The sequence below is a fragment of the Pseudomonas sp. JZ134 genome, from assembly GCF_051027695.1.
GTDB lineage: Bacteria > Pseudomonadota > Gammaproteobacteria > Pseudomonadales > Pseudomonadaceae > Chryseomonas > Chryseomonas luteola.
Genome location: NZ_CP069250.1, coordinates 2,748,762 through 2,771,672 on the forward strand (window position 1 = coordinate 2,748,762; position 22,911 = coordinate 2,771,672).

16 protein-coding genes, 2 tRNA genes and 3 rRNA genes are annotated in these 22,911 nt (G+C 51.3%); 5 read left to right on the top strand and 16 right to left on the bottom strand.

Annotated elements, in window-relative coordinates; translation table 11 throughout:
* Positions 1-3: 3 nt before the first annotated feature.
* On the bottom strand, positions 4-828 hold the full coding sequence (locus JQR86_RS12805) for an aldo/keto reductase (RefSeq protein ID WP_434153667.1): 825 nt from the start codon (positions 826-828) through the stop codon (positions 4-6).
* A complete protein-coding gene (locus JQR86_RS12810) occupies positions 825-1,301 on the bottom strand; it encodes a VOC family protein (RefSeq protein ID WP_074827544.1) in 477 nt (158 codons plus the stop codon). Before JQR86_RS12810 ends, JQR86_RS12805 begins: the two co-directional genes overlap by 4 nt.
* Before the next feature lie 183 nt (positions 1,302-1,484).
* Here JQR86_RS12810 and JQR86_RS12815 point away from each other — a divergent pair, with 183 nt between their 5' ends.
* Positions 1,485-2,480 (top strand): DctP family TRAP transporter solute-binding subunit, encoded by a 996-nt coding sequence (locus tag JQR86_RS12815; RefSeq protein ID WP_434153668.1) that lies wholly within the window; start codon positions 1,485-1,487, stop codon positions 2,478-2,480.
* A gap of 287 nt (positions 2,481-2,767) precedes the next feature.
* Here JQR86_RS12815 and JQR86_RS12820 read toward each other — a convergent pair whose 3' ends face one another.
* The 4 genes from JQR86_RS12820 to JQR86_RS12835 all read right to left on the bottom strand — a co-directional run bounded on the left by JQR86_RS12820 (position 2,768) and on the right by JQR86_RS12835 (position 8,197).
* A complete protein-coding gene (locus tag JQR86_RS12820; RefSeq protein ID WP_167517249.1) occupies positions 2,768-2,941 on the bottom strand; it encodes a hypothetical protein in 174 nt (57 codons plus the stop codon).
* 221 nt (positions 2,942-3,162) lie between these two features.
* Positions 3,163-4,647 (bottom strand): sodium/proline symporter PutP, encoded by a 1,485-nt coding sequence (gene putP, locus JQR86_RS12825; RefSeq protein WP_434153670.1) that lies wholly within the window; start codon positions 4,645-4,647, stop codon positions 3,163-3,165.
* 534 nt (positions 4,648-5,181) lie between these two features.
* Positions 5,182-7,536: a putative bifunctional diguanylate cyclase/phosphodiesterase gene (locus JQR86_RS12830; protein WP_434153671.1), complete on the bottom strand. Its 2,355-nt coding sequence runs from the start codon at positions 7,534-7,536 to the stop codon at positions 5,182-5,184.
* Complete coding sequence (locus tag JQR86_RS12835) at positions 7,520-8,197, bottom strand: methylamine utilization protein (protein ID WP_434153672.1); 678 nt, start codon at positions 8,195-8,197, stop codon at positions 7,520-7,522. Before JQR86_RS12835 ends, JQR86_RS12830 begins: the two co-directional genes overlap by 17 nt.
* Before the next feature lie 880 nt (positions 8,198-9,077).
* Between JQR86_RS12835 and lon the strand changes: the two genes are divergently transcribed.
* The 4 genes from lon to cmoB all read left to right on the top strand — a co-directional run bounded on the left by lon (position 9,078) and on the right by cmoB (position 13,717).
* The gene (lon, locus tag JQR86_RS12840; protein ID WP_434153673.1) at positions 9,078-11,465 is read left to right on the top strand and encodes an endopeptidase La; all 2,388 of its coding nucleotides are present in this window, start codon (positions 9,078-9,080) and stop codon (positions 11,463-11,465) included.
* 95 nt (positions 11,466-11,560) lie between these two features.
* Positions 11,561-11,962 (top strand): protease inhibitor I42 family protein, encoded by a 402-nt coding sequence (locus JQR86_RS12845; RefSeq protein WP_434153674.1) that lies wholly within the window; start codon positions 11,561-11,563, stop codon positions 11,960-11,962.
* Positions 11,963-12,011: 49 nt separating this feature from the next.
* A complete protein-coding gene (gene cmoA / locus JQR86_RS12850) occupies positions 12,012-12,752 on the top strand; it encodes a carboxy-S-adenosyl-L-methionine synthase CmoA (protein WP_074827558.1) in 741 nt (246 codons plus the stop codon).
* Entirely contained in the window at positions 12,749-13,717 is a 969-nt protein-coding gene (gene cmoB / locus JQR86_RS12855; protein ID WP_074827559.1) for a tRNA 5-methoxyuridine(34)/uridine 5-oxyacetic acid(34) synthase CmoB, read from the top strand. Before cmoA ends, cmoB begins: the two co-directional genes overlap by 4 nt.
* Positions 13,718-13,869: 152 nt before the next feature.
* Here cmoB and rrf read toward each other — a convergent pair.
* The 10 genes from rrf to JQR86_RS12905 form a co-directional block, all read right to left on the bottom strand.
* Positions 13,870-13,985 (bottom strand): 5S ribosomal RNA (gene rrf / locus JQR86_RS12860).
* Between the two features lie 118 nt (positions 13,986-14,103).
* Positions 14,104-16,994 (bottom strand): 23S ribosomal RNA (locus JQR86_RS12865).
* Positions 16,995-17,243: 249 nt separating this feature from the next.
* Positions 17,244-17,319: transfer RNA gene (locus JQR86_RS12870), tRNA-Ala, on the bottom strand.
* A 6-nt stretch (positions 17,320-17,325) separates the two neighbouring features.
* Positions 17,326-17,402: transfer RNA gene (locus JQR86_RS12875), tRNA-Ile, on the bottom strand.
* 98 nt (positions 17,403-17,500) lie between these two features.
* Positions 17,501-19,037: ribosomal RNA gene (locus JQR86_RS12880) — 16S ribosomal RNA — on the bottom strand.
* Together the 16S, 23S and 5S rRNA genes with 2 tRNA genes alongside form the textbook arrangement of a ribosomal RNA operon.
* Before the next feature lie 471 nt (positions 19,038-19,508).
* Positions 19,509-20,258: a pyridoxine 5'-phosphate synthase gene (gene pdxJ, locus JQR86_RS12885; RefSeq protein WP_010797643.1), complete on the bottom strand. Its 750-nt coding sequence runs from the start codon at positions 20,256-20,258 to the stop codon at positions 19,509-19,511.
* 12 nt (positions 20,259-20,270) lie between these two features.
* Positions 20,271-20,945, bottom strand: a complete 675-nt coding sequence (gene recO, locus JQR86_RS12890; protein WP_407363067.1) for a DNA repair protein RecO — start codon at positions 20,943-20,945, stop codon at positions 20,271-20,273.
* Positions 20,945-21,844: a GTPase Era gene (era, locus tag JQR86_RS12895; protein ID WP_037030114.1), complete on the bottom strand. Its 900-nt coding sequence runs from the start codon at positions 21,842-21,844 to the stop codon at positions 20,945-20,947. Before era ends, recO begins: the two co-directional genes overlap by 1 nt.
* A complete protein-coding gene (rnc, locus tag JQR86_RS12900; RefSeq protein ID WP_010797640.1) occupies positions 21,837-22,526 on the bottom strand; it encodes a ribonuclease III in 690 nt (229 codons plus the stop codon). The genes era and rnc overlap by 8 nt, the downstream gene beginning before the upstream one ends.
* Complete coding sequence (locus JQR86_RS12905) at positions 22,523-22,900, bottom strand: DUF4845 domain-containing protein (RefSeq protein ID WP_407363066.1); 378 nt, start codon at positions 22,898-22,900, stop codon at positions 22,523-22,525. Before JQR86_RS12905 ends, rnc begins: the two co-directional genes overlap by 4 nt.
* Positions 22,901-22,911 lie beyond the last annotated feature (11 nt).

A 22,911-nucleotide genomic window follows, 5' to 3' on the forward strand; every position in this document is an offset into this window, starting at 1 on the left:
TACTCATACCATCGCTAACCGCTGCTTTCGCTGGGGCGGAGGAAACGCCGCGTCAAGTAATGCCAGATCGTGCTCCGATAGTTGAAGCGTCGCAGATTTGGCATTTTGTTCGATATGATCAAGCCCGACGGCCTTGGGTATGGCAATCACCCCAGGCTGTCGAAGCACCCAAGCCAACGCTACCTGAGCCGGTGTAACCTCAAGTCGCTCCGCGACGGCCAGAAGAGCTGGATGCTGGAGTATGCCGCCACCCTGCCCTACCGGACAATAAGCCATAAGAGGCATTTGCTGCCGTTGGCACCAAGGCAGGAGGTCAAATTCAATGCCTCGCTCCTCCAGGTTATACAGGACCTGATTCGCGGCACAGCGATCGTCCGCGAGGTCAAGCATATCGTCCACGTCAAAATTCGACACGCCCCAATGCAGAATCTTGCCTTGTTCTCGCAGCGTCTCGAATGCTTCTACCGTTTCGCTCAGCGGTGTTCTTCCCCGCCAATGCAAAAGATACAAGTCGATACGATCTGTACGCAGACGACTGAGGCTGCGATCGCATGCCTGCAAAACACCCTCGCGATTCGCATTGTGGGGATAGACTTTGCTGACTAGGAAAATACTGTTACGCTGACCTTGAATGGCTTCGCCAACGACATGTTCAGCACCTCCTTCGGCATACATTTCAGCCGTGTCGATCAAGGTCATACCCAGCTCGATCCCACGGCGTAGAGCGCGTATCTCTCTTTCGCGCGCTAATGCCTGTTCACCCATATGCCAAGTACCCTGGCCAAGCGCAGGGACAGTTGTGCCGTCAGGTAAACGAACCGTTTTCATGACGTATACCCTTCGGTGGCATACCCGTTACCCGATGTTTTGGCAGGCTTATCCCTCCACGGATTAAAACTGCCAAAGCTCCAGAGATGCCCTTCACGGTCCCGGCAAGTAAAGGAACGGCCTCCATAAGGCGCCTCACGGATATCAATGATCACATCGGCACCCGATGCCTTGGCACGCTCGCATAAGACATCAGGTTCATCGGTTACCAGATACACTCCTTGAGTCACGCCTCTGGCCTGTTCCGGCTGGACCATATAAGCATCCACATCGTTATGCAGCACGGACGTTACGATGAGCATTCCCTGTCCATAAACAAGCTGTGCATATTCGATACTGCCGTCTTCATTCGAGATCAGGCTTTTTACCTCGAACCCAAACGTCAGGCGCAACCAGTCAATGGCAGCGGGAGCGTCGTGGTAGCGAAGGTAGGGAATGGCAAAGCCATGTGCCGCCGAAGGGGTAGAAGTCATGAACGATCCTCCTGAAGTCTATTGAACTTAGACGCCGTGTTTGTCTTGCGTTCTGTCAAAAGGTCGGAATGACCATACGTCGCCTGCCTGTCGGCACTCGATTGAGACGGATCTCACTGATAAAGTGGCGCCCCCGCCAAACCTGGAACTGGCAATTACTTGATGCGCCTCAAGGACTTCTACATGTACCGCTCTCTTTCCAAACTCCTGGTATGCACGCTCACCATGCTTTCTCCTGTAATAAGCATGGCAGCCGACCCTATCGTTATCCGTTTCTCGCATGTTGCCGCGCCAGATACGCCTAAAGGCCAGGGTGCGCTACTGTTTCAGAAGAAGGTAGAGGAACAGCTGGGAGGGACCGTCAAGGTAGAGGTATACCCCAACTCATCCTTGTATGGCGATAAGGAAGAAATTCAGGCGCTTCAAGATGGCAAGGTAGAAATGCTGGCAGTGGCATTGGCCAAACTGGGTACTTATTCACCCAAACTGAAGCTGTTTGACCTACCCTTCCTGTTTGACAGCCAGGCCGCACTGGATCGGTTCCAAAGCAAGCCAACCGGACAACAGCTGCTCCTGTCCATGGAAAAGCAGAACATCGCAGGGCTGGCTTACTGGCATAACGGAATGAAGCAGCTTTCCGCTCAGAAGCCGCTGCGTGAGCCGGAAGACATGCGAGGCCTAAAGGTTCGCATTCAGGATTCGGACGTCCTTGAGTCTCAATTCCAGTCGTTGGGTGCTACGCCCGTCAAGCTGTCGTTCAGCAAGGTAAACCAGGCACTTGCTGACGGGACCATCAACGCGGCAGAAAACCCTTGGACCAACCTTTATAGCAAGCATCTTTACGAGCAGCAGCGCTATATCACTGAGAGCAACCATGGCTCTCTGGATTACATGCTCATTACCAACGCCAGCTTCTGGCGCCAGATTTCTTTTAACGTTCGCATCAAGCTAGAAACTATTCTTGGCGAAGTGACCTATGAGGTGAATCGACAGGCAGACGCACTCAATCAGAAAGACAAGGCCAAGATCGTGAGTGCTGGTAACAATGAAGTCATCACGTTAACCAATGATCAGCGTCAGCGCTGGAGAGCAGCCATGCAACCTGTATGGCAGCACTTCGAGAAACAGATCGGGCAGGACTTGATCAAGGCCGCCCTGTACACCAACGAGACGCCTTGACCTGATAAATACTGCTTCCTCAGGACCGTGGGGAAGCAGTTACCCTGTCCCATCGCTGTAACGGCTTCTCTCCAGACTGCTGACAGCCGATATCTCGAAACGGCCCTGCCAGTCGTTCCCATCCATCGCCGGGCGATGTCCTCTGACATACCACCTGCCCGTTGAACTTGCTACGCCATTTGAAGAAAGGTGCAGGCGCTGCGGCTACGCTTAGGCTCACAATCAGCAACAAGCCTGTTGTCCAGCGGCTATGTCGAAAAAGCCATGGCATGATTATTCTCCGAACACTATTGGATAAATACTTGACCGATAACCATCGGTTGAGCAAATGACGTACCAGGTTTGACGCTACAAAGCAGCGATAAAAAAGCCGGAGCAATTGCTCCGGCTTTTTTACGGACGGCCATGCCCTTGTTCAAATCCTGGCCCTGGCCCACCGGAACCTCTATGGTGACCTCCATGAGGCCCCCACCATCCACAGCAGCCGCTCAGCAGCAAACTGACCGCTAAAGTAGTCGCTAGCAAAACACGATGACGCATGGTTTACCTCGTAGGTCGATCAGCTTATTTAAAGGCTCCTCCTCAAAGGAGCCTTTAAAGCTAACACTACCCGGCACATCGTTCTTTCTCGAACGACTTTACCCCCTGCTCACCATTCTTTACCGCTTAGCTGACATTTCTCTCAGCTATTGCGGTATTCCTGCTCCGCGACCTCGAAGCGCTGCCTCATTGATGCGCTCGGAGCGCTACCCAGTCGGCTGAATACAACAATAGCTAGGCTCGCAAGAATAAAGCCAGGCACAATTTCATACAGGCCAAGCCATCCCAGCTGCTTCCAGACCACCACAGTCACAGCACCAACGATCATGCCGGCCAATGCACCGTTACGTGTCATTCCCTTCCATAGGAGCGAGAAGAGGACAACCGGACCAAAGGCTGCACCAAAACCTGCCCAGGCGTAGGAGACCAGTCCCAATACGCGGTTTTCAGGATTGGAAGCGATTGCGATCGCAATGACTGCAATCAGAAGAACCATGAGACGTCCCACCCACACCAACTCTTTCTGGGATGCGTGCTTGCGAAGGAAAGCCTTATAGAAGTCTTCAGTCAGCGCACTTGAGCAGACCAACAGCTGGCAGCTTAGTGTACTCATGACAGCTGCCAGAATGGCTGACAGCAGAACACCGGCCACCCATGGATTGAACAGCAGCTTCGCCAGCTCGATGAAAACCCGCTCAGGGTTTTCTGTCACTGCGCCAGCCTGCTCAGGATGCGCGGCAAAATAAGCAATTCCAAAGAAGCCTACACCCACCGCACCCGCCAGACACAGAATCATCCAGGTCATACCGATTCGACGTGCTGAGCGCATTGACTTGACCGAATCTGCAGCCATGAAGCGTGCCAGGATATGAGGCTGGCCAAAATAACCCAGTCCCCAGGCCAGTAATGAAATAACGCCAACGAAGGTAGCCCCTTTGAAAAGGTCGAAATGGGCGGGGTTTACGCTTTCGATGGCAGCAAATGCTGGCTCAAGACCACCTGTGGCATTGAGTATCATGACTGGCGCCAGAATCAAGGCGAAGATCATGAGCGTAGCCTGCACAGTATCCGTCCAGCTTACTGCCAGAAAGCCACCTACAAAGGTATAGAGAATGGTCGCCAGTGCACCCGCCCACAAGGCTGTCCCATACGAGAGGCCAAAGGTGCTTTCAAACAGACGAGCCCCAGCCACAATACCGGAAGCACAGTAGATGGTGAAAAAAACCAGGATGATGATTGCCGAGAAAATACGCAGGACACGACTGTGATCCTCAAAGCGATGCGTAAAATAGTCTGGCAGTGTCAGAGCATTATTGTTGTGCTCGGTATGGACACGTAGCCGACCTGCAACCAGAAGCCAATTCAGCCAGGCACCTGCTATCAGGCCAATGGCAATCCAGCTTTCAGAAATACCGGCGAGAAAAATAGCGCCTGGCAGGCCCATCAACAGCCAGCCGCTCATGTCCGAAGCACCGGCGGACAACGCTGTCACTACACTACCGAGGCTTCTTCCCCCCAAGATGTAATCGTCGAAGTTTTTTGTAGATCGCCATGCCAGAAAGCCGATCAGGACCATGGCAGCGATATAGATCAGGAAAGTGATCAACGTTGGAGTATTGACGCTCATTATTCCCTCATTATTTGTTGTTGTGGGATCAATTACTCATCGCTCCCACGTTGGCAGAGGGCGACGCACATGCCGTCACCGTTGGGCAACCCATCAGGTATGCACCAGACAGAGTTCCATTCTGTCTTCTGGAACTACCAGTTTCCTGGCGTGTTTGGATCAAACTAGGTATTACCTTGGGCTACCAGACGACAAAAGCGTCATCAGACGAAGTGCAACCGTAGCCGGATGAACATTCTACGGAATTGGCAAACAAGTTGGGATAGCCACTGACAATCAAAAACACTTCCTGAAACAAGGTCTTAACCTTCTATGTCAGCAGGATTGATTGAGCGACGAAAGAGACAGGTGCAACCGATTGGTTGCGCCTCACACGCTTATCATTGATGAATAATGTCTTTGCGCATAGGCGAAAGACGCGCAAGTAATCTGTTTTACGTCGGAACAGGGTAGCCAGCAGACACCCATCATTCGTCCAAGCGGGTCGGAAGCTCATGACAAGCAGTATCGCGACCACGGCGATCCATGAGCGCGTCACAGTGCTAGCGCCTCAACAGGGGTCTGAACACGGCGGTCATTCATCCAATGTTCAAACGCCTGCGCCGGCAGCGGACGACTGATCAGGTAGCCCTGCACCATGTCGCAGCCCCATAGCGTCAACAACTCCAGCGCCTGAGCATATTCCACACCTTCGGCAACAACCTTCATATCAAGGTTATGCCCCATATCGATAGTGGAGCGAACAATCACAGCGTCCTCGCTGTTATCACTCAGGTCGCGAATAAACGACTGATCGATCTTTAACTCGCTTACCGGCAAACGTTTCAAGTGAGCCAATGAGGCATAGCCGGTGCCATAGTCATCTACGGACAGACTGATACCCTGATCCCGGAGACGTTGCAGAATGCTTACTGCTCGCTCAGGATCCTGCATGATGGCACTTTCCGTTACCTCCAGAACAAGCTGGTCTGCTCGTACAGTCGAACCTTTAAGTAGTCGCTCCAAACGATTGGGGAGATCGCCATCAACCAAGTCGGCAGCGGATATATTGAGAGACACTCGTGCAGTAAGGCCTTGCTCGTTCCACTCTTCCAACTGCCGAAACACCTCCTCGACTACCCAAATCGTCAATAGGGTGATGCTGCCGGTACGCTCAGCCAACGGGATAAATTCCCCAGGCGATACCATACCGAACTGAGTATGCTGCCAACGTAGAAGCGCCTCAGCCATGAAAGGTCCCCGTCCATCCAGACTCAGCTTGGGCTGATAATGCAAGAGCAGCTCACCCCTTGAGCCTGCATGCTGAAGATCCCTGATAAGACTGATCTGACGATAATAAGCATCATCCCGACCATTCTCGTAAAGCTGCAGACGCCCGGCCTGGCTGCCTGCGTCCCGCATTGCAATACTGGCCCGCAGGAGCAACTCATGGGCCTCATGACCATCCTGCGGGTAGCAAGCCACCCCTACGCGGCAGCTCATCTTGAATTCGTTCAGCCCTACAGCAATAGGCAAAGCAATTGCCTGCTGAATTTCTTCAGCGGCTGCCAGAGCAGTATCAGGAGTACCTGGATTGAGCAGGAGCAGGAACTCATCGCCAACCAGACGAGAAACACAATCTCCATTTCCTACAAGACGTTTAAGTCGATCTGCAATGGTTTGCAGAACCACATCTCCACCTGCAGTACCACTGCTCTGATTGACCTCCCGAAAACGCTCAAGCCCCAGATACATGACCGCAACAGACTGTTCTCCCGCAATGGCGTGAGACAGTCGCTCCATGGCCAACGCCCGATTGGGAAGCCCTGTAAGCGCATCATGGAGTGCGTTATGACTCAATTGCCGTTCTCGTTCGGCGATTCCGATCCGCATGGTGTCAAGTGTGCTGGCTAACCGGCCAAACTCATCACTTCGCGCCAGGGCAATTGGCGTGGTGTAATCGCCATTACCGATCCGCTGGGTAGCAGCTGCCAATCGTCGAACAGGTTCGGCAACCCCTCTTGCAATAAGTAAAGCCAGACCCAGCGCCAGGACAAGCGTCAGTACGGCTATCCAGAACAACTGATGCATCAGAGGAGAAAACGCTTTCATGGCTTCGTCGAGCGGGCGATGCAGAAAAGCGGATACCTTGAAGGTATCGGCATCAGTTAACGTCAGCCGCTCCGTCAGATAGTTACGACCATCCAATCTGAGCGGCAACGGTTTGCCTAGCCTGAGTTCATTGGCCGGATGGCTTAGCAGTTCGTCAGCGGCTTGATCCGAAAGGGTACTGATCGGCTCACCTGGAACGCCCCCCTCTTGCGCAATAAAAGACACATCCAGGCCGCTTAGCGAGCGCAATTCGCCCGCCAGGCTCTGATCCATGGCAAAGCCCATTACCACGCGCGCAACTGGTAGAGGAGCAAGTACAGGAGCCTCTACCATCAGATGCGGAACACGTTGCAGAGAAACGATACGCATCGTTTGATCAGTCGCACCGTCTACCTGGACCTTGTTACCCTCGTGAAATATCGACCCAACTGTATAGAGCGAAACGGTACTACTGATTACCCTTCCCGTCAGGTCAAGCAGCAACACCTCATCCGCCTTGATCCGAGCGCCATAATTAGCTAGCGCTGAAGTTATCGTTAACCCATCTCCAGAAGCGACAGCTCCTTTGAAAGCAAAATCGGATGTCAGAACCTGTACCGTGTCATGCAGTTGCCGTCCGCGCATTTCCACAAGACGCTCGAATACCCGAGCGCCGGTATTGAGCTGTGAAAGCGACTCAGCCCGTACAGATGATTGGGTAGCAGCCTTTACGGCAAAATAAACCGTTCCGATGGTTAGCAACGCCAGGATGAACATGGCGCTAGCGATGCGCGCCTGAAAGCTATTTCGCAGCGTCATCGACAGCGCTCCGAAAGGCTTGCTCCAACGCACTCGGCGCCGGCTCTGAGGGTCCATTATCTGGCGTTATCTCAATAGCGTATCGAGCTGTGCCCGCAGTGGCCGATACAATCAGATCCCCTCCATGAGGCAGCTGTCTGGCCTTTGCAAAGGGGTGCCATAAAGAGACATGGTACTTGCCGGGTGGCAAATCGAACGTTATTTCACCTTTTTCGTTACTGACAGCAAACCATGGGTCATCGGTAATAACGATATAACCCACCATCCAATCATGAATATTGCAACCCAACACAACAACGCCTGGTCTGTCGAAAGTTACTGGATCAGCTGGAATGCCGTGATAAAGAGGCAAGTCGAATCGCTTGGCAGGTGAAAAGGAATACACCTGATGACGAACATTATCACTAATAGGGAAACTGACCTGCGTTCCGGTATGAACCGCCAGTACATGCGGTACATAACGACGTTCCCGTTGATACATGACCGAAGGCTGGAGCACAGCAGGATTAGTGCCTCCGCTTAACGTAACAACCGCATCCGTTGACGGATTATCCTGTCCATCGATAACTGCGATATGCACTTGAGTGGCCCATGCCGGAACAGAGAGCGCCATAAGCCCACCGGTTAGCCACCGCGCTATACGCATCATAGATGAAGACATGAGGTTATCCTTCGAACACGGCTTGGCAATTACCTACTCGTCCTTATCGGCACAGTGTCGGGATAGTTGAGGCGCTATGATGTTTGTAAAGGAATCTAGCGCTCTCTAGCCAAGGCGAAGCCCAATAGGCAGGAAACGCCGCATCTGGCCGCTACTCGCCTGAAGGGTATCTCCGTCTCGCTCAGCAGATGGAGCGTCTAACCCAGGCGAGCCTTCAACAGCTATCAATACGGCGTCATGCCTGTAACGTCCTAAACTGGATATGGAAATAACCAAGGCCTGGCGGGACTTGCCAAGTTAATTCCGCCACCGTGATTCGGCGATCAAGGTGAGCACTCACACAGTATTCAATAGCCTCAAGATCCAACGCCCCGGCTAATGGAAATGATCACTTATCGATCTGAAGGGCATAAATCGCCTGAAGCAGGCCCGTCAACAGAGCTTTGGACAGAGGCTGGTCATTGCCGTAACGAGAACAGTTCTTCACAGGCGTAATACAACATGTGTTGAAAACTGGGTCCGGCGCAGGATAACGCGCTAAAACACGCAACCTTTCCATGACATCAGAAACGTTTTCCGTCATGTCATCTTCATCAAGATAGACAATCAACGTCTGGTTATCGCCTAACCTTGCAAAAGCATAAACACGTTCGCCAAGAGCAGTGCAGGCTTGCAGGCGGCACGCTCTCTACCTCGCCCGTCCAGAGATAATAGCTAAGCAAACAATATAGGACGGAGCCAGTTTGTTTATGTGCACTTACTCAAATGAAGCGCACTTGCCTATTTATCTGCGGTCAAGTCTAGAGTAGCCATCGACCACATTGAAAAGCTTCAAAGCCCTCCCCATGTTGGTCGCAAATAGTCATTCTAAGGTAAGTCAATGAGCGATCAGGAACATACTCCCGAAATCATCAGTGGCGACGGTTCAAAGACCGGCCTTGCACTGCCTGGACAAAATCTTCCCGACAAGCTTTACATCATTCCCATCCATAACCGGCCTTTTTTCCCAGCGCAGGTATTGCCTGTTATTGTGAATGAAGAGCCTTGGGCCGAAACGTTGGAGCTGGTGGCCAAAACCGATCATCACTGTCTGGCATTGTTCTATATGGACAATCCTCCCGAGGATGGAAACAGCTTCGACCCTGATAACCTGCCAGAGCACGGCACACTGGTTCGTATCCATCATGCCAGTCGGGAAAACGGCAAGCTGCAATTCGTAGCGCAGGGGCTTTCACGCGTCAGGATCAGCGGTTGGCTGAGACGTAAGCACCCTTACCTTGTTGAAGTTGAGCATGCCAAGACTCCGACTGACCCAAGCGATGAGGTCAAGGCATATGGCATGGCGCTGATCAATGCCATTAAGGAGCTGCTTCCGCTCAATCCACTCTATAGCGAAGAGCTAAAGAACTATCTCAACCGCTTCAGCCCCAATGATCCCTCGCCTTTAACTGATTTTGCTGCAGCCCTTACAACCGCGCCGGGTCAAGAGTTGCAGCAGGTCTTGGATACCGTCCCGATCCTTAAGCGCATGGAAAAGGTTTTGCCATTGCTGCGTAAAGAGGTTGAGGTCGGACGCTTGCAGAAAGAACTGTCTGCTGAGGTCAACCGAAAAATCAATGAGCGGCAACGAGAGTTCTTCCTTCGAGAGCAGCTCAAACTGATCCAGCAAGAGCTGGGTATAACGAAAGATGATCGCAGCAGCGATCTAGAAAGCTTCAGGCAGCGCCTGGAGGGCAAAGTCCTGCCCGAGCCGGTACGTAAACGCATCGACGACGAGCTCAATAAGCTATCCATTCTTGAAACCGGTTCGCCTGAATATGGTGTAACGCGCAACTATCTGGATTGGGCAACCGATTTACCCTGGGGTATACAGGGCAAGGACAACCTTGATCTAAAACGTGCGCGTAAGGTATTGGATCGTCACCACGCCGGCCTTGATGACATCAAAAGCCGCATTCTTGAGTTTCTGGCTGTTGGCGCGTTCAAAGGGGAAGTATCTGGCTCCATCGTGCTTTTGGTAGGCCCTCCAGGCGTAGGTAAAACCAGTATCGGCAAATCGATTGCCGAATCACTGGGCCGCCCCTTCTATCGCTTCAGCGTGGGCGGTATGCGAGACGAGGCAGAGATTAAGGGGCATCGTCGCACCTATATCGGAGCCATGCCGGGCAAGCTTGTTCAAGCTTTACGTGATGTAAAAGTAATGAATCCAGTCATTATGCTGGATGAAATAGACAAGATGGGAGCCAGCTATCAAGGTGACCCTGCGTCTGCCTTGCTGGAAACGCTGGACCCTGAACAGAATGTAGATTTCCTGGATCACTATCTGGATCTGCGGCTAGACCTATCTAATGTATTGTTCGTATGCACCGCAAACACCATGGACTCCATTCCTGGGCCTCTTCTGGACCGCATGGAAGTCATTCGCCTCTCAGGTTATATCTCGGAAGAAAAGCAAGCGATTGCCAAACGCCACTTGTGGCCCAAGCAATTGGAAAAAGCCGGTGTGCCTAAAGAGCGCCTGATCATCAGCGACAGTGCGTTGAAAAGTATCGTTGAAGGCTATGCTCGAGAGGCTGGTGTACGCCAACTTGAAAAACAGTTGGGTAAGTTGGTGCGTAAGGCTGTTCTACAGCTCATTGAGGAACCTGAGCTCCGAATAAAGGTTGGGGCGAGTGACATCGAAAGTTATCTAGGGAAGCCTGTTTTCCGTAAGGAACAGGTTCTAAACGGCGTAGGCATTATCACCGGCCTGGCTTGGACCAGCATGGGAGGCGCTACCTTACCTGTAGAAGCTACGCGCATTCATACCTTAAACCGTGGATTCAAACTGACCGGTCAATTGGGCGAGGTTATGAAAGAGTCCGCTGAAATTGCATACAGCTACGTTACCTCTCACCTGAAGGAATTCAAGGGAGATCCTACGTTCTTCGACCAAGCCTTTGTACACCTGCATGTTCCAGAGGGTGCTACTCCTAAAGACGGACCAAGTGCCGGTATTACCATGGCTAGCGCCTTGTTATCTTTGGCACGAAATCAGGCACCCAAGAAAAACGTAGCCATGACAGGCGAGCTGACTTTAACCGGCCAGGTTTTGCCCATTGGTGGCGTCAGGGAAAAAGTTATCGCAGCACGTCGGCAGAAAATATTTGAGCTTATTTTGCCAGACGCCAACAAAGGAGACGTCGAAGAGCTGCCTGAGTACTTGAAGGAGGGGCTGACTGTCCACTTTGCAAAGCGTTTTGCAGATGTAGCCAAAATCCTTTTTTAATCCATTAGCAAGGGCAGTTTGTGTACGAGCTTGCCCTTGCCTATCTTAACTTCGTTATCCTTGCAGCCGGTTGAAGAGTTTGGTTGGAGATACGAATGTTAAAATCAGCTACGCTTTGCGCTTTATTGACAACGCTGCTAATGACCGGCTGTGCAAGCAGCCCCGAGCATACCGTCGCAATCAACGAGCGCACGCGCTGTAAACCTCTTTTACTAACACAAGGTCAAGAGCTACACCTCTCACTTCCCAGCGACCCTACAACAGGCTATAGATGGAAGCTCGAAAACACGGTTCCTTCCGTGTTGAAAAGCCTAGGTCCTGAAGTATTTTCATCCTCTGACGAAAGCGAAGATGGCATAGGCTCGGCAGGATTATCTTCCTGGCGCTTCCAAGCGACTCAATCAGGAGCGACTGAGCTTAAGCTGCAATATCAGCAGCCATGGGACGCAAATAGTACTCCCCAAAAGGCCTTCACTTGTCGTATCGAAGTAAAATAGCCACTCACCGCGCGGCTACACCATTTACATTTTCTAGTGGTACCTCTTAATGAGTGAGCAGGACCGTTTATTTGCCAAGCCACAGGCTACTGTTGCCGACTTCGCGTTTAACGAAGATGTCGTTCGGGTCTTCCCCGACATGATCAAGCGTTCAGTACCAGGCTATCCCACTATCGTCGAAAATATAGGCGTTATTGCTGCACAATTCGCTCAGCCTAATACGATTCTCTATGATCTAGGCTGCTCTCTAGGTGCAGTATCCCAGTCGCTGAGACGGCACGTTCAGAGTGAATCAACAAAGGTTGTTGCGGTTGATAATTCAGCGGCCATGATTGAGCGTTGCCGTGAATACATGTCTGCGCAAAGCTCAATGTATGAGCAACTGCTACCTATAGATATTGTTGAAACGGATATCCTTTCGCTGGATTTTCAGCCTGCGTCAGTAGTGGCTTTGAATTTTACTTTGCAGTTTATCGCCCCTGAAAAACGCCTAGGCCTGTTGCGTAAAATTCACAGTACCCTTCACCCAAAGGGCGCTTTGCTTCTATCGGAAAAGATCAGATTTGAATCTCAGGAAGAGCAAGTACTGCTTAACGACCTTCACATTGCATTTAAGCGAGCTAATGGCTACAGCGAAATGGAAATCGCTCAAAAGCGTAGCGCTTTGGAGAATGTCATGATGATCGACTCCATTGAAGCACATCGTGCGCGCTTGAAAGAGGCTGGCTTTAGCTCGGTTATCCCTTGGTTTCAATGCTTCAACTTCGCTTCATTTATAGCTCTTCCATGATCAATACACTAAATATTGAAGGCCTTGCCAATCGCTTGGGTGAAGGCCCCTTAGAAAAGTGGTTAGCCAGTCTGCCACCTGCGATTGCAGCAAAGCTTGAAAAAGGTCATGGCGACCTCGCGAGATGGCAAACGGCTCTCAAGACCCTGCCTGACTTAAAACCCGATTCGATTGTTTTAAAGGATAGGTTTTGTCTAGAAAAGCCTTTAGACGTTGAGACTCAACAAACCTTAAAAAACGCGCTACTTCAATTATCACCATGGCGCAAAGGCCCTTTCGATGTCTTCGGTATTCACATCGACACAGAATGGCGTTCCGACTGGAAGTGGGAGCGCGTGTCCAAACACTTGGATCTGAACAATAAGGTTGTCTTGGATGTAGGTTGCGGGAACGGCTATTACGCATGGCGCATGGTAGGTGCCGGCGCTCATACAGTAATCGGGATTGATCCTAACTGGCTCTTTTTATGTCAGTTTATGGCCATGAAAAAGTATTTGCCCGATATTCCAGTTTGGAGTCTTCCTCTAACGCTTGAAGAGCTTCCCCCTTCTCTCAACGGGTTCGATACCGTCTTCTCGATGGGCGTGCTTTACCATAGACGCTCGCCTATTGATCATCTTCTAGCACTGAAAGAATGTCTGCGCTCATCAGGTGAATTAGTACTCGAGACATTAGTTGTAGAAGGAAACGAGCAGACTGTACTGGTACCAGAAGATCGTTATGCTCAAATGAGAAATGTCTGGTTCCTGCCCTCGCCTGCAGCATTAGAACTATGGCTGCGTCGGGCGGGATTCAAAAATATAAGACTGGCGGATATTAGCAGAACCTCTATTCAGGAGCAGCGCTCTACCGAATGGATGAAATTTCAATCTTTGCCCGACTTTCTTGACACTACTGATATGAGCCGCACTATAGAAGGTCTTCCGGCTCCACTGCGTGCCACATTCATAGCCGAAAAGCCATAGAAAGCTTTTGTATAGCAGCTGTCTATACGGCTGCTATATCGCCTTACCAAATTAGCCAGTAGGCCACGCAAGAAAGAGCAGCCTATCTCTTTTATTTCTACCGCAAAAGCAAAACCCCCGGGCGGTTAGGCCTGGGGGTTCTGGGTATAGGTGCTTGACGATGACCTACTCTCACATGGGGAAACCCCACACTACCATCGGCGATGCATCGTTTCACTTCTGAGTTCGGAAAGGGATCAGGTGGTTCCAACGCTCTATGGTCGTCAAGCAATTCGGGTGGGGAACCGGTGTCTAGTCGTTTCCCCGAATGGGTATGTGATCGGTATTTGCGGTTCAACCAAGCTTTCGGCTGGTCTTTACCAAACAACAGATTGTTTGGGTGTTATATGGTCAAGCCTCACGGGCAATTAGTATCGGTTAGCTCAACGCCTCACAGCGCTTACACACCCGACCTATCAACGTTGTAGTCTTCAACGGCCCTTCAGGAAGCTCAAGGCTCCAGTGAGATCTCATCTTGAGGCAAGTTTCCCGCTTAGATGCTTTCAGCGGTTATCTTTTCCGAACATAGCTACCCGGCAATGCCACTGGCGTGACAACCGGAACACCAGAGGTTCGTCCACTCCGGTCCTCTCGTACTAGGAGCAGCCCCTCTCAAATCTCAAACGTCCACGGCAGATAGGGACCGAACTGTCTCACGACGTTCTAAACCCAGCTCGCGTACCACTTTAAATGGCGAACAGCCATACCCTTGGGACCGGCTTCAGCCCCAGGATGTGATGAGCCGACATCGAGGTGCCAAACACCGCCGTCGATATGAACTCTTGGGCGGTATCAGCCTGTTATCCCCGGAGTACCTTTTATCCGTTGAGCGATGGCCCTTCCATACAGAACCACCGGATCACTAAGACCTACTTTCGTACCTGCTCGACGTGTCTGTCTCGCAGTCAAGCGCGCTTTTGCCTTTATACTCTGCGACCGATTTCCGACCGGTCTGAGCGCACCTTCGTACTCCTCCGTTACTCTTTAGGAGGAGACCGCCCCAGTCAAACTGCCCACCATACACTGTCCTCGATCCGGATAACGGACCAGAGTTAGAACCTCAAGCATGCCAGGGTGGTATTTCAAGGATGGCTCCATGGGAACTGGCGTCCCCACTTCAAAGCCTCCCACCTATCCTACACAAGCAGGCTCAAAGTCCAGTGCAAAGCTACAGTAAAGGTTCACGGGGTCTTTCCGTCTAGCCGCGGATACACTGCATCTTCACAGCGATTTCAATTTCACTGAGTCTCGGGTGGAGACAGCGCCGCCATCGTTACGCCATTCGTGCAGGTCGGAACTTACCCGACAAGGAATTTCGCTACCTTAGGACCGTTATAGTTACGGCCGCCGTTTACCGGGGCTTCGATCAAGAGCTTCGCTTGCGCTAACCCCATCAATTAACCTTCCGGCACCGGGCAGGCGTCACACCCTATACGTCCACTTTCGTGTTTGCAGAGTGCTGTGTTTTTAATAAACAGTCGCAGCGGCCTGGTATCTTCGACCGGCATGAGCTTACGGAGCAAGTCCTTCACCCTCACCGGCGCACCTTCTCCCGAAGTTACGGTGCCATTTTGCCTAGTTCCTTCACCCGAGTTCTCTCAAGCGCCTTGGTATTCTCTACCCGACCACCTGTGTCGGTTTGGGGTACGATTTCTAATTACCTGAAGCTTAGAGGCTTTTCCTGGAAGCATGGCATCAACCACTTCCTCTTCATAAGAAGAGTCGTCATCAGCTCTCGGCCTTAACTGTCCGGATTTACCTAAACAGTCAGCCTACCGCCTTAAACTTGGACAACCAACGCCAAGCTGGCCTAGCCTTCTCCGTCCCCCCATCGCAGTAATTAGAAGTACAGGAATATTAACCTGTTTCCCATCGACTACGCCTTTCAGCCTCGCCTTAGGGGTCGACTCACCCTGCGTCGATTAACGTTGCGCAGGAACCCTTGGTCTTTCGGCGTGCGAGTTTTTCACTCGCATTGTCGTTACTCATGTCAGCATTCGCACTTCTGATACCTCCAGCAAGCTTCTCAACTCACCTTCACAGGCTTACAGAACGCTCCTCTACCGCTCATCTTGCGATGAACCCGTAGCTTCGGTGTGTAGTTTGAGCCCCGTTACATCTTCCGCGCAGGCCGACTCGACTAGTGAGCTATTACGCTTTCTTTAAAGGGTGGCTGCTTCTAAGCCAACCTCCTAGCTGTCTAAGCCTTCCCACATCGTTTACCACTTAACTACAACTTTGGGACCTTAGCTGACGGTCTGGGTTGTTTCCCTTTTCACGACGGACGTTAGCACCCGCCGTGTGTCTCCCATGCTTGCACTTCTGGGTATTCGGAGTTTGCATCGGTTTGGTAAGTCGGGATGACCCCCTAGCCGAAACAGTGCTCTACCCCCCAGAGTGATACATGAGGCGCTACCTAAATAGCTTTCGAGGAGAACCAGCTATCTCCGAGCTTGATTAGCCTTTCACTCCGATCCACAAGTCATCCCCTGCCTTTTCAACGGAAGTGGGTTCGGTCCTCCAGTCAGTGTTACCTAACCTTCAACCTGCTCATGGATAGATCGCCCGGTTTCGGGTCTATACCCAGCGACTAAAACGCCCTATTAAGACTCGCTTTCGCTACGCCTTCCCTATACGGTTAAGCTTGCCACTGAATATAAGTCGCTGACCCATTATACAAAAGGTACGCAGTCACCCAACAAAGTGGGCTCCCACTGCTTGTACGCATACGGTTTCAGGTTCTATTTCACTCCCCTCTCCGGGGTTCTTTTCGCCTTTCCCTCACGGTACTGGTTCACTATCGGTCAGTCAGTAGTATTTAGCCTTGGAGGATGGTCCCCCCATATTCAGACAACGTTTCACGTGCGCCGTCCTACTCGATTTCACTCAAAAGATCCTTTCACCTACGGGGCTATCACCCACTATGGCCGCACTTTCCAGAGCGTTCGGTTAAAATCAATTGAGCTTAAGGGCTAGTCCCCGTTCGCTCGCCACTACTTAGGGAATCTCGGTTGATTTCTTTTCCTCAGGGTACTTAGATGTTTCAGTTCCCCTGGTTCGCCTCTCACACCTATGGATTCAGTGTGAGATACCTGACTTATGTCAGGTGGGTTCCCCCATTCAGAGATCTCCGGATCACAGTCTATTTGCCGACTCCCCGAAGCTTATCGCAGGCTATCACGTCTTTCATCGCCTCTGACTGCCAAGGCATCCACCGTATGCGCTTATTCACTTGACCATATAACCCCAAAGAATCTGAAGTTATGTTTGGCTTGGAACACGACATTCGCCGAAAACTTGCGCTTGAACTCGCAAATTTACCTTGACCACATAGTCTGCAGTGAAACAGCCTATGTGTTCGTACTTCTATCACATACCCAAATTTTTAAAGAACAGTCTGAAAACAAAGTTCAGAAGTCAATGCTCCGACCCAACCCTTAAGGGGGGGGGGTAAGCACTCAGTTCTGAGCTTTAACGCGGTGTTAGATGGTGGAGCCAAGGAGGATCGAACTCCTGACCTCCTGCGTGCAAAGCAGGCGCTCTCCCAGCTGAGCTATGGCCCCATCGATTGGTGGGTCTGGGCAGATTCGAACTGCCGACCTCACCCTTATCAGGGGTGCGCTCTAACCAACTGAGCTACAGACCCAATCGTCTAACGCTTGAGTCTTGACTCATCTCGCGTCTTTATTTCAGTGAATCAAGCAATTCGTGTGGGAGCTTATGCCAAAGCTGGGATCTATCGATTAAGGAGGTGATCCAGCCGCAGGTTCCCCTACGGCTACCTTGTTACGACTTCACCCCAGTCATGAATCACACCGTGGTAACCGTCCTCCCGAAGGTTAGACTAGCTACTTCTGGTGCAACCCACTCCCATGGTGTGACGGGCGGTGTGTACAAGGCCCGGGAACGTATTCACCGTGACGTTCTGATTCACGATTACTAGCGATTCCGACTTCACGCAGTCGAGTTGCAGACTGCGATCCGGACTACGATCGGTTTTATGGGATTAGCTCCACCTCGCGGTTTGGCAACCCTTTGTACCGACCATTGTAGCACGTGTGTAGCCCAGGCCGTAAGGGCCATGATGACTTGACGTCATCCCCACCTTCCTCCGGTTTGTCACCGGCAGTCTCCTTAGAGTGCCCACCATAATGTGCTGGTAACTAAGGACAAGGGTTGCGCTCGTTACGGGACTTAACCCAACATCTCACGACACGAGCTGACGACAGCCATGCAGCACCTGTGTCAGAGTTCCCGAAGGCACCAATCCATCTCTGGAAAGTTCTCTGCATGTCAAGGCCTGGTAAGGTTCTTCGCGTTGCTTCGAATTAAACCACATGCTCCACCGCTTGTGCGGGCCCCCGTCAATTCATTTGAGTTTTAACCTTGCGGCCGTACTCCCCAGGCGGTCAACTTATTGCGTTAGCTGCGCCACTAAAGTCTCAAGGACCCCAACGGCTAGTTGACATCGTTTACGGCGTGGACTACCAGGGTATCTAATCCTGTTTGCTCCCCACGCTTTCGCACCTCAGTGTCAGTATCAGTCCAGGTGGTCGCCTTCGCCACTGGTGTTCCTTCCTATATCTACGCATTTCACCGCTACACAGGAAATTCCACCACCCTCTACCGTACTCTAGCCAGGCAGTTTTGGATGCAGTTCCCAGGTTGAGCCCGGGGATTTCACATTCAACTTACCAAGCCACCTACGCGCGCTTTACGCCCAGTAATTCCGATTAACGCTTGCACCCTCTGTATTACCGCGGCTGCTGGCACAGAGTTAGCCGGTGCTTATTCTGCTGGTAACGTCAAAGCTGCAACGTATTAGGTTACAACCCTTCCTCCCAGCTTAAAGTGCTTTACGACCCGAGGGCCTTCTTCACACACGCGGCATGGCTGGATCAGGCTTTCGCCCATTGTCCAATATTCCCCACTGCTGCCTCCCGTAGGAGTCTGGACCGTGTCTCAGTTCCAGTGTGACTGATCATCCTCTCAGACCAGTTACGGATCGTCGCCTTGGTGAGCCGTTACCCCACCAACTAGCTAATCCGACCTAGGCTCATCTGATAGCGTGAGGTCCGAAGATCCCCCACTTTCTCCCGTAGGACGTATGCGGTATTAGCGTTCCTTTCGAAACGTTGTCCCCCACTACCAGGCAGATTCCTAGGCATTACTCACCCGTCCGCCGCTGAATCAGAGAGCAAGCTCTCTTCATCCGCTCGACTTGCATGTGTTAGGCCTGCCGCCAGCGTTCAATCTGAGCCATGATCAAACTCTTCAGTTCAAACATATCCGGGTTTTGAGAAAACCCTAAACTTAGCTCAGCAATCGCAAATAAACTCTCGAATTCACGAGTGTTACTTGTCTTGCTGATAATCTTGTCGATCCATCAGTCTTACAGCACAAGCACCCACACGAATTGCTTGATTCAACTTGTTAAAGAGCGGTTGGTTAAGACCTCGTCTCAACCGAGGCGCGCATTCTACGCTAACCTCTTGTCCTGTCAAGCTTTTTGTTCAACCGGTCTAACCTGCTGAACTGCTTGTCGGACCTGCCGGATCAGGAAACCTGTTCTGGCAGCGGGAGGCGTATTCTACACAAACCCAGGGGCTTGTCAACTACCGCTTCCCTCTTTCCGCTTCTGCCAGACCGGAGGCCTGACCCTGACTAAACAGCTAACCCATTGACCTACAAGGCTTTTTGCTGTTACGTTGCAGCGGAAGTGGGGCGCATTATAGGCCCCTCCGCTCACAGGTCAAGCTTTATTTTTGAGCCAAGCCGAATACATTAACGCTTTCATTTCTACTACTGCTTGCTTAAAGCCAACGAACACAGCATGGGCCACAATGGCGTGACCTATATTCAACTCATTAATACCTGGGATTGACGCTATTGGCTCTACGTTATGGTAATGAAGGCCATGACCTGCATTCACTATTAACCCGCTAGACAAACCTGCCTCAACACCGTCTTTAATACGCTCAAGTTCGAGGGTTTGACTTTTTTCGCTCGCTGCATCCGCGTACTTTCCTGTATGAAGTTCAATGGCAGGAGCGCCAGCTCTCGCGGCGGCCTCTATTTGCTGCTGATCGGGATCGATAAAAAGTGATACCTGACAACCTGCCGACGCAAGCCTAGCGATAGCTTCCCTTATCCGATGTTCTTGCCCTAGAACATCCAAGCCACCCTCTGTCGTCAATTCTTCTCTTTTTTCAGGTACAAGGCAGACATGCTCCGGCCTGACATCGCAGGCTAAATCCAGCATCGCCGGAGTCATTGCGATCTCAAGGTTCATGCGCGTCTGAAGGGCTGCCTTGAAGAGGCGAACGTCTCGCTCCTGAATATGCCTACGGTCTTCACGTAAATGCAGTGTAATTCCATCTGCACCAGCCTCCTCTGCATCAAGCGCTGCCTTAAGAGGATCGGGATAACGTGTACCGCGCGCCTGGCGCAAAGTTGCCACATGATCAATGTTGACGCCTAATAAAAGTCGGCTAGCAAACATCGCATTCAACTCTCACTTAAGAAACAATTCACGGCTAATAAGCGGCTTGCCACTAAGCAGCGGAGCATAAGCCTGGCGCATGAGTCGTTTAGCTGATTTAAGGACACCTGCATCATTCCAGTCAGCGCCAGACAAGGCCAGCAGCTCACTACCTTGGAATGCACCAGGCTGATATACAGGTATACATTCAAGGCCTTCATCTGGAACAAAACGATAGATATTTTTGGGATCTATAGCGTTGCCGCGACTATCCACTTCTAATGAAAAGCCGTAACCCAACTCATCGAGAAACGTCCACTCGAAGTTCCTTAGCGGAGGTTCCACGTCTGTATGATTACTCAATGCACGCAAGGTATTTGCATATTGATGGAAGATCGCCGGGTGCGGCTCTTCTGGCAAAAGAAGACGTACGATGAGCTCATTGAGATAAAGGCCACTAAACAGAGCATCTCCGCTCAGAAGAAAGGGAGGAGCCAAAGGCTCCATACGGTGAACTGTCTTTAATTCAGTACGTCCCCGGAACTGCCCTTCAAATAGCTGAAACAGCCGAACAACACTGCCAGATTTTCCACGAGCGCCTCGATAGACTGCTCGAAACCTCCCACGCAATGAAAAAAAGTCTACGAGCGTGCTACTTTCCCTGAAGGGCCGAGCATGAAGAACGAAGACTTTCTCAGGTTCCTGCATCAAAGATCTGCGTATCCCAAAGAGCGGAGTGCGCGCTCATCGTCTGACCAGCCGCTTTTTACCTTCACCCAAAGGTTCAACATGACCTTCGAATCGAAGAGGGCCTCCATATCTTTCCGAGCATCCTGACCAATCCGCTTGATTCGCTCACCTGCATTTCCGATGAGTATCTTTTTCTGTCCATCACGCTCTACCAGAATCAGCGCATGGATGTGCAACACATTCCCTTGCTGTTTAAACTCCTCAATTTCAACCGTGACCTGATAGGGAAGTTCAGCACCCAGCTGACGCATAATTTTTTCACGTACGAGCTCTGCAGCCAGAAAACGACTACTACGATCAGTAAGCTGATCCTCAGGAAAGAAGTGGTCTCCCTCAGGCAGCCGATCCGCTACAAGCTTCTCGAGGGAATCCAGATTCACACCATTTTGCGCAGAGATAGGGATAACCTCTGCTTCAGGCAACTGCTCGGATAGCCACTTCAACTGAGGTAGAAGCTCTGCTTTATCTTCCATGCGGTCCGTTTTGTTAACCGCCACAATCACCGGACATTTGACATGGCGGACTCGTTCTAGAACGAACGCATCCTCTTCAGTCCAGCGCATGCGATCCACCACAAAGATAACTACATCTACATCTTTGAGGGCTGCGGATGCGGTCTTATTCATATAGCGATTGAGAGCTTTTTGATTCTCTTTGTGGATACCAGGCGTATCGACATAAACAGCCTGAACATCCCCTTCTGTCTTAATACCCAACAACGTATGACGTGTCGTTTGGGGCTTTCGAGAGGTGATAGCAAGCTTCTGCCCTAAGATATGATTCAGCAGAGTAGATTTGCCCACGTTAGGACGCCCAACGATAGCTACGTATCCACAACGGGATACCGGGTCAGTCATGGCCATTCTCTACTCCTAAAGCAATCAACGCGGCTGTTGCAGCCATTTGTTCTGCGATGCGGCGACTGGGCCCTTGGCCACTGGTTTTTTCGCTTAGCATCGATATGTCGCACTCAACGAAAAAGACGCGACAATGTGGCTCGCCTTCGATCGCGACCACTTCATACTTTGGCAACTCACATCCCCGCGCCTGCAGATGCTCCTGAAGGCGTGTTTTGGGATCCTTGTTCGTATCGACTGGCGTAAGCTCACGAAGTTGCGGCCCTAGCCAAGCCATGATCCGATCTCTGGCCGCTTCCATCCCAGCATCCAGATAGATAGCGCCAATCAGAGCCTCCATCGCATCTGCCAGAATAGACTCGCGGCGAAAGCCGCCACTTTTCAACTCGCCCGAGCCTAGCCGGAGATAGTCTCCAATCTCAAAACTACGGGCCAGGACAGCTAAGGTCTCTCCCTTTACCAATCTTGCGCGCAGGCGAGAAAGCTGGCCTTCACGGGCTTGAGGGAAATGTTGATAGAGCGCTTCGCCAATCACAAAGTTAAGAATAGCGTCTCCTAGAAACTCAAGACGCTCATTATTCTTACTGGCAAAACTGCGATGAGTGAGAGCCAGGACCATTTGGCCCTGGTCTTTGAAGGTGTAACCGAGCCGGCGCTCGAGACGATCTAAGGGTGGGTTCACGGGATACTTATACGGAAGTCGCGTTCAAAATGAACCACTAAATCAATATTACGGATTAGAGGTTCACGCTTTTCATAATCCAGATGGATAAGGAATCTATTGTCCTCAGTCTTCACCTGCATGGCTTTATCAAGGTCAATATCATTAATGCTATTAACCTGCATGCCCTTGCTTACATACGAATACACATCGGGCACGCTATGAATATTCATCGCTTTCTCACTTTCTATAGAGGTGATGACTTTGGTCATCGCCTGATAATCCAGATAATGAGGAATAAGCTTAAAGGCTGTGCTTGCCAAGAAAGCAATAATGCACAGCACTAGCAGCCAGCCTATGAAGGAAAGTCCCTTTTGCCTGTGCGACATAGACATGACGCATTTCC

What these genes read in the sequence shown, in the direction of transcription:
- JQR86_RS12805 (WP_434153667.1), bottom strand. Translation starts at nt 828, where the DNA reads ATGAAAACGGTTCGTTTACCTGACGGCACAACTGTCCCTGCGCTTGGC.
- JQR86_RS12810 (WP_074827544.1), bottom strand. Translation starts at nt 1,301, where the DNA reads ATGACTTCTACCCCTTCGGCGGCACATGGCTTTGCCATTCCCTACCTT.
- JQR86_RS12815 (WP_434153668.1), top strand. Translation starts at nt 1,485, where the DNA reads ATGTACCGCTCTCTTTCCAAACTCCTGGTATGCACGCTCACCATGCTT.
- JQR86_RS12820 (WP_167517249.1), bottom strand. Translation starts at nt 2,941, where the DNA reads ATGGAGGTCACCATAGAGGTTCCGGTGGGCCAGGGCCAGGATTTGAAC.
- putP (WP_434153670.1), bottom strand. Translation starts at nt 4,647, where the DNA reads ATGAGCGTCAATACTCCAACGTTGATCACTTTCCTGATCTATATCGCT.
- JQR86_RS12830 (WP_434153671.1), bottom strand. Translation starts at nt 7,536, where the DNA reads ATGACGCTGCGAAATAGCTTTCAGGCGCGCATCGCTAGCGCCATGTTC.
- JQR86_RS12835 (WP_434153672.1), bottom strand. Translation starts at nt 8,197, where the DNA reads ATGTCTTCATCTATGATGCGTATAGCGCGGTGGCTAACCGGTGGGCTT.
- lon (WP_434153673.1), top strand. Translation starts at nt 9,078, where the DNA reads ATGAGCGATCAGGAACATACTCCCGAAATCATCAGTGGCGACGGTTCA.
- JQR86_RS12845 (WP_434153674.1), top strand. Translation starts at nt 11,561, where the DNA reads ATGTTAAAATCAGCTACGCTTTGCGCTTTATTGACAACGCTGCTAATG.
- cmoA (WP_074827558.1), top strand. Translation starts at nt 12,012, where the DNA reads ATGAGTGAGCAGGACCGTTTATTTGCCAAGCCACAGGCTACTGTTGCC.
- cmoB (WP_074827559.1), top strand. Translation starts at nt 12,749, where the DNA reads ATGATCAATACACTAAATATTGAAGGCCTTGCCAATCGCTTGGGTGAA.
- pdxJ (WP_010797643.1), bottom strand. Translation starts at nt 20,258, where the DNA reads ATGTTTGCTAGCCGACTTTTATTAGGCGTCAACATTGATCATGTGGCA.
- recO (WP_407363067.1), bottom strand. Translation starts at nt 20,945, where the DNA reads ATGCAGGAACCTGAGAAAGTCTTCGTTCTTCATGCTCGGCCCTTCAGG.
- era (WP_037030114.1), bottom strand. Translation starts at nt 21,844, where the DNA reads ATGACTGACCCGGTATCCCGTTGTGGATACGTAGCTATCGTTGGGCGT.
- JQR86_RS12905 (WP_407363066.1), bottom strand. Translation starts at nt 22,900, where the DNA reads ATGTCTATGTCGCACAGGCAAAAGGGACTTTCCTTCATAGGCTGGCTG.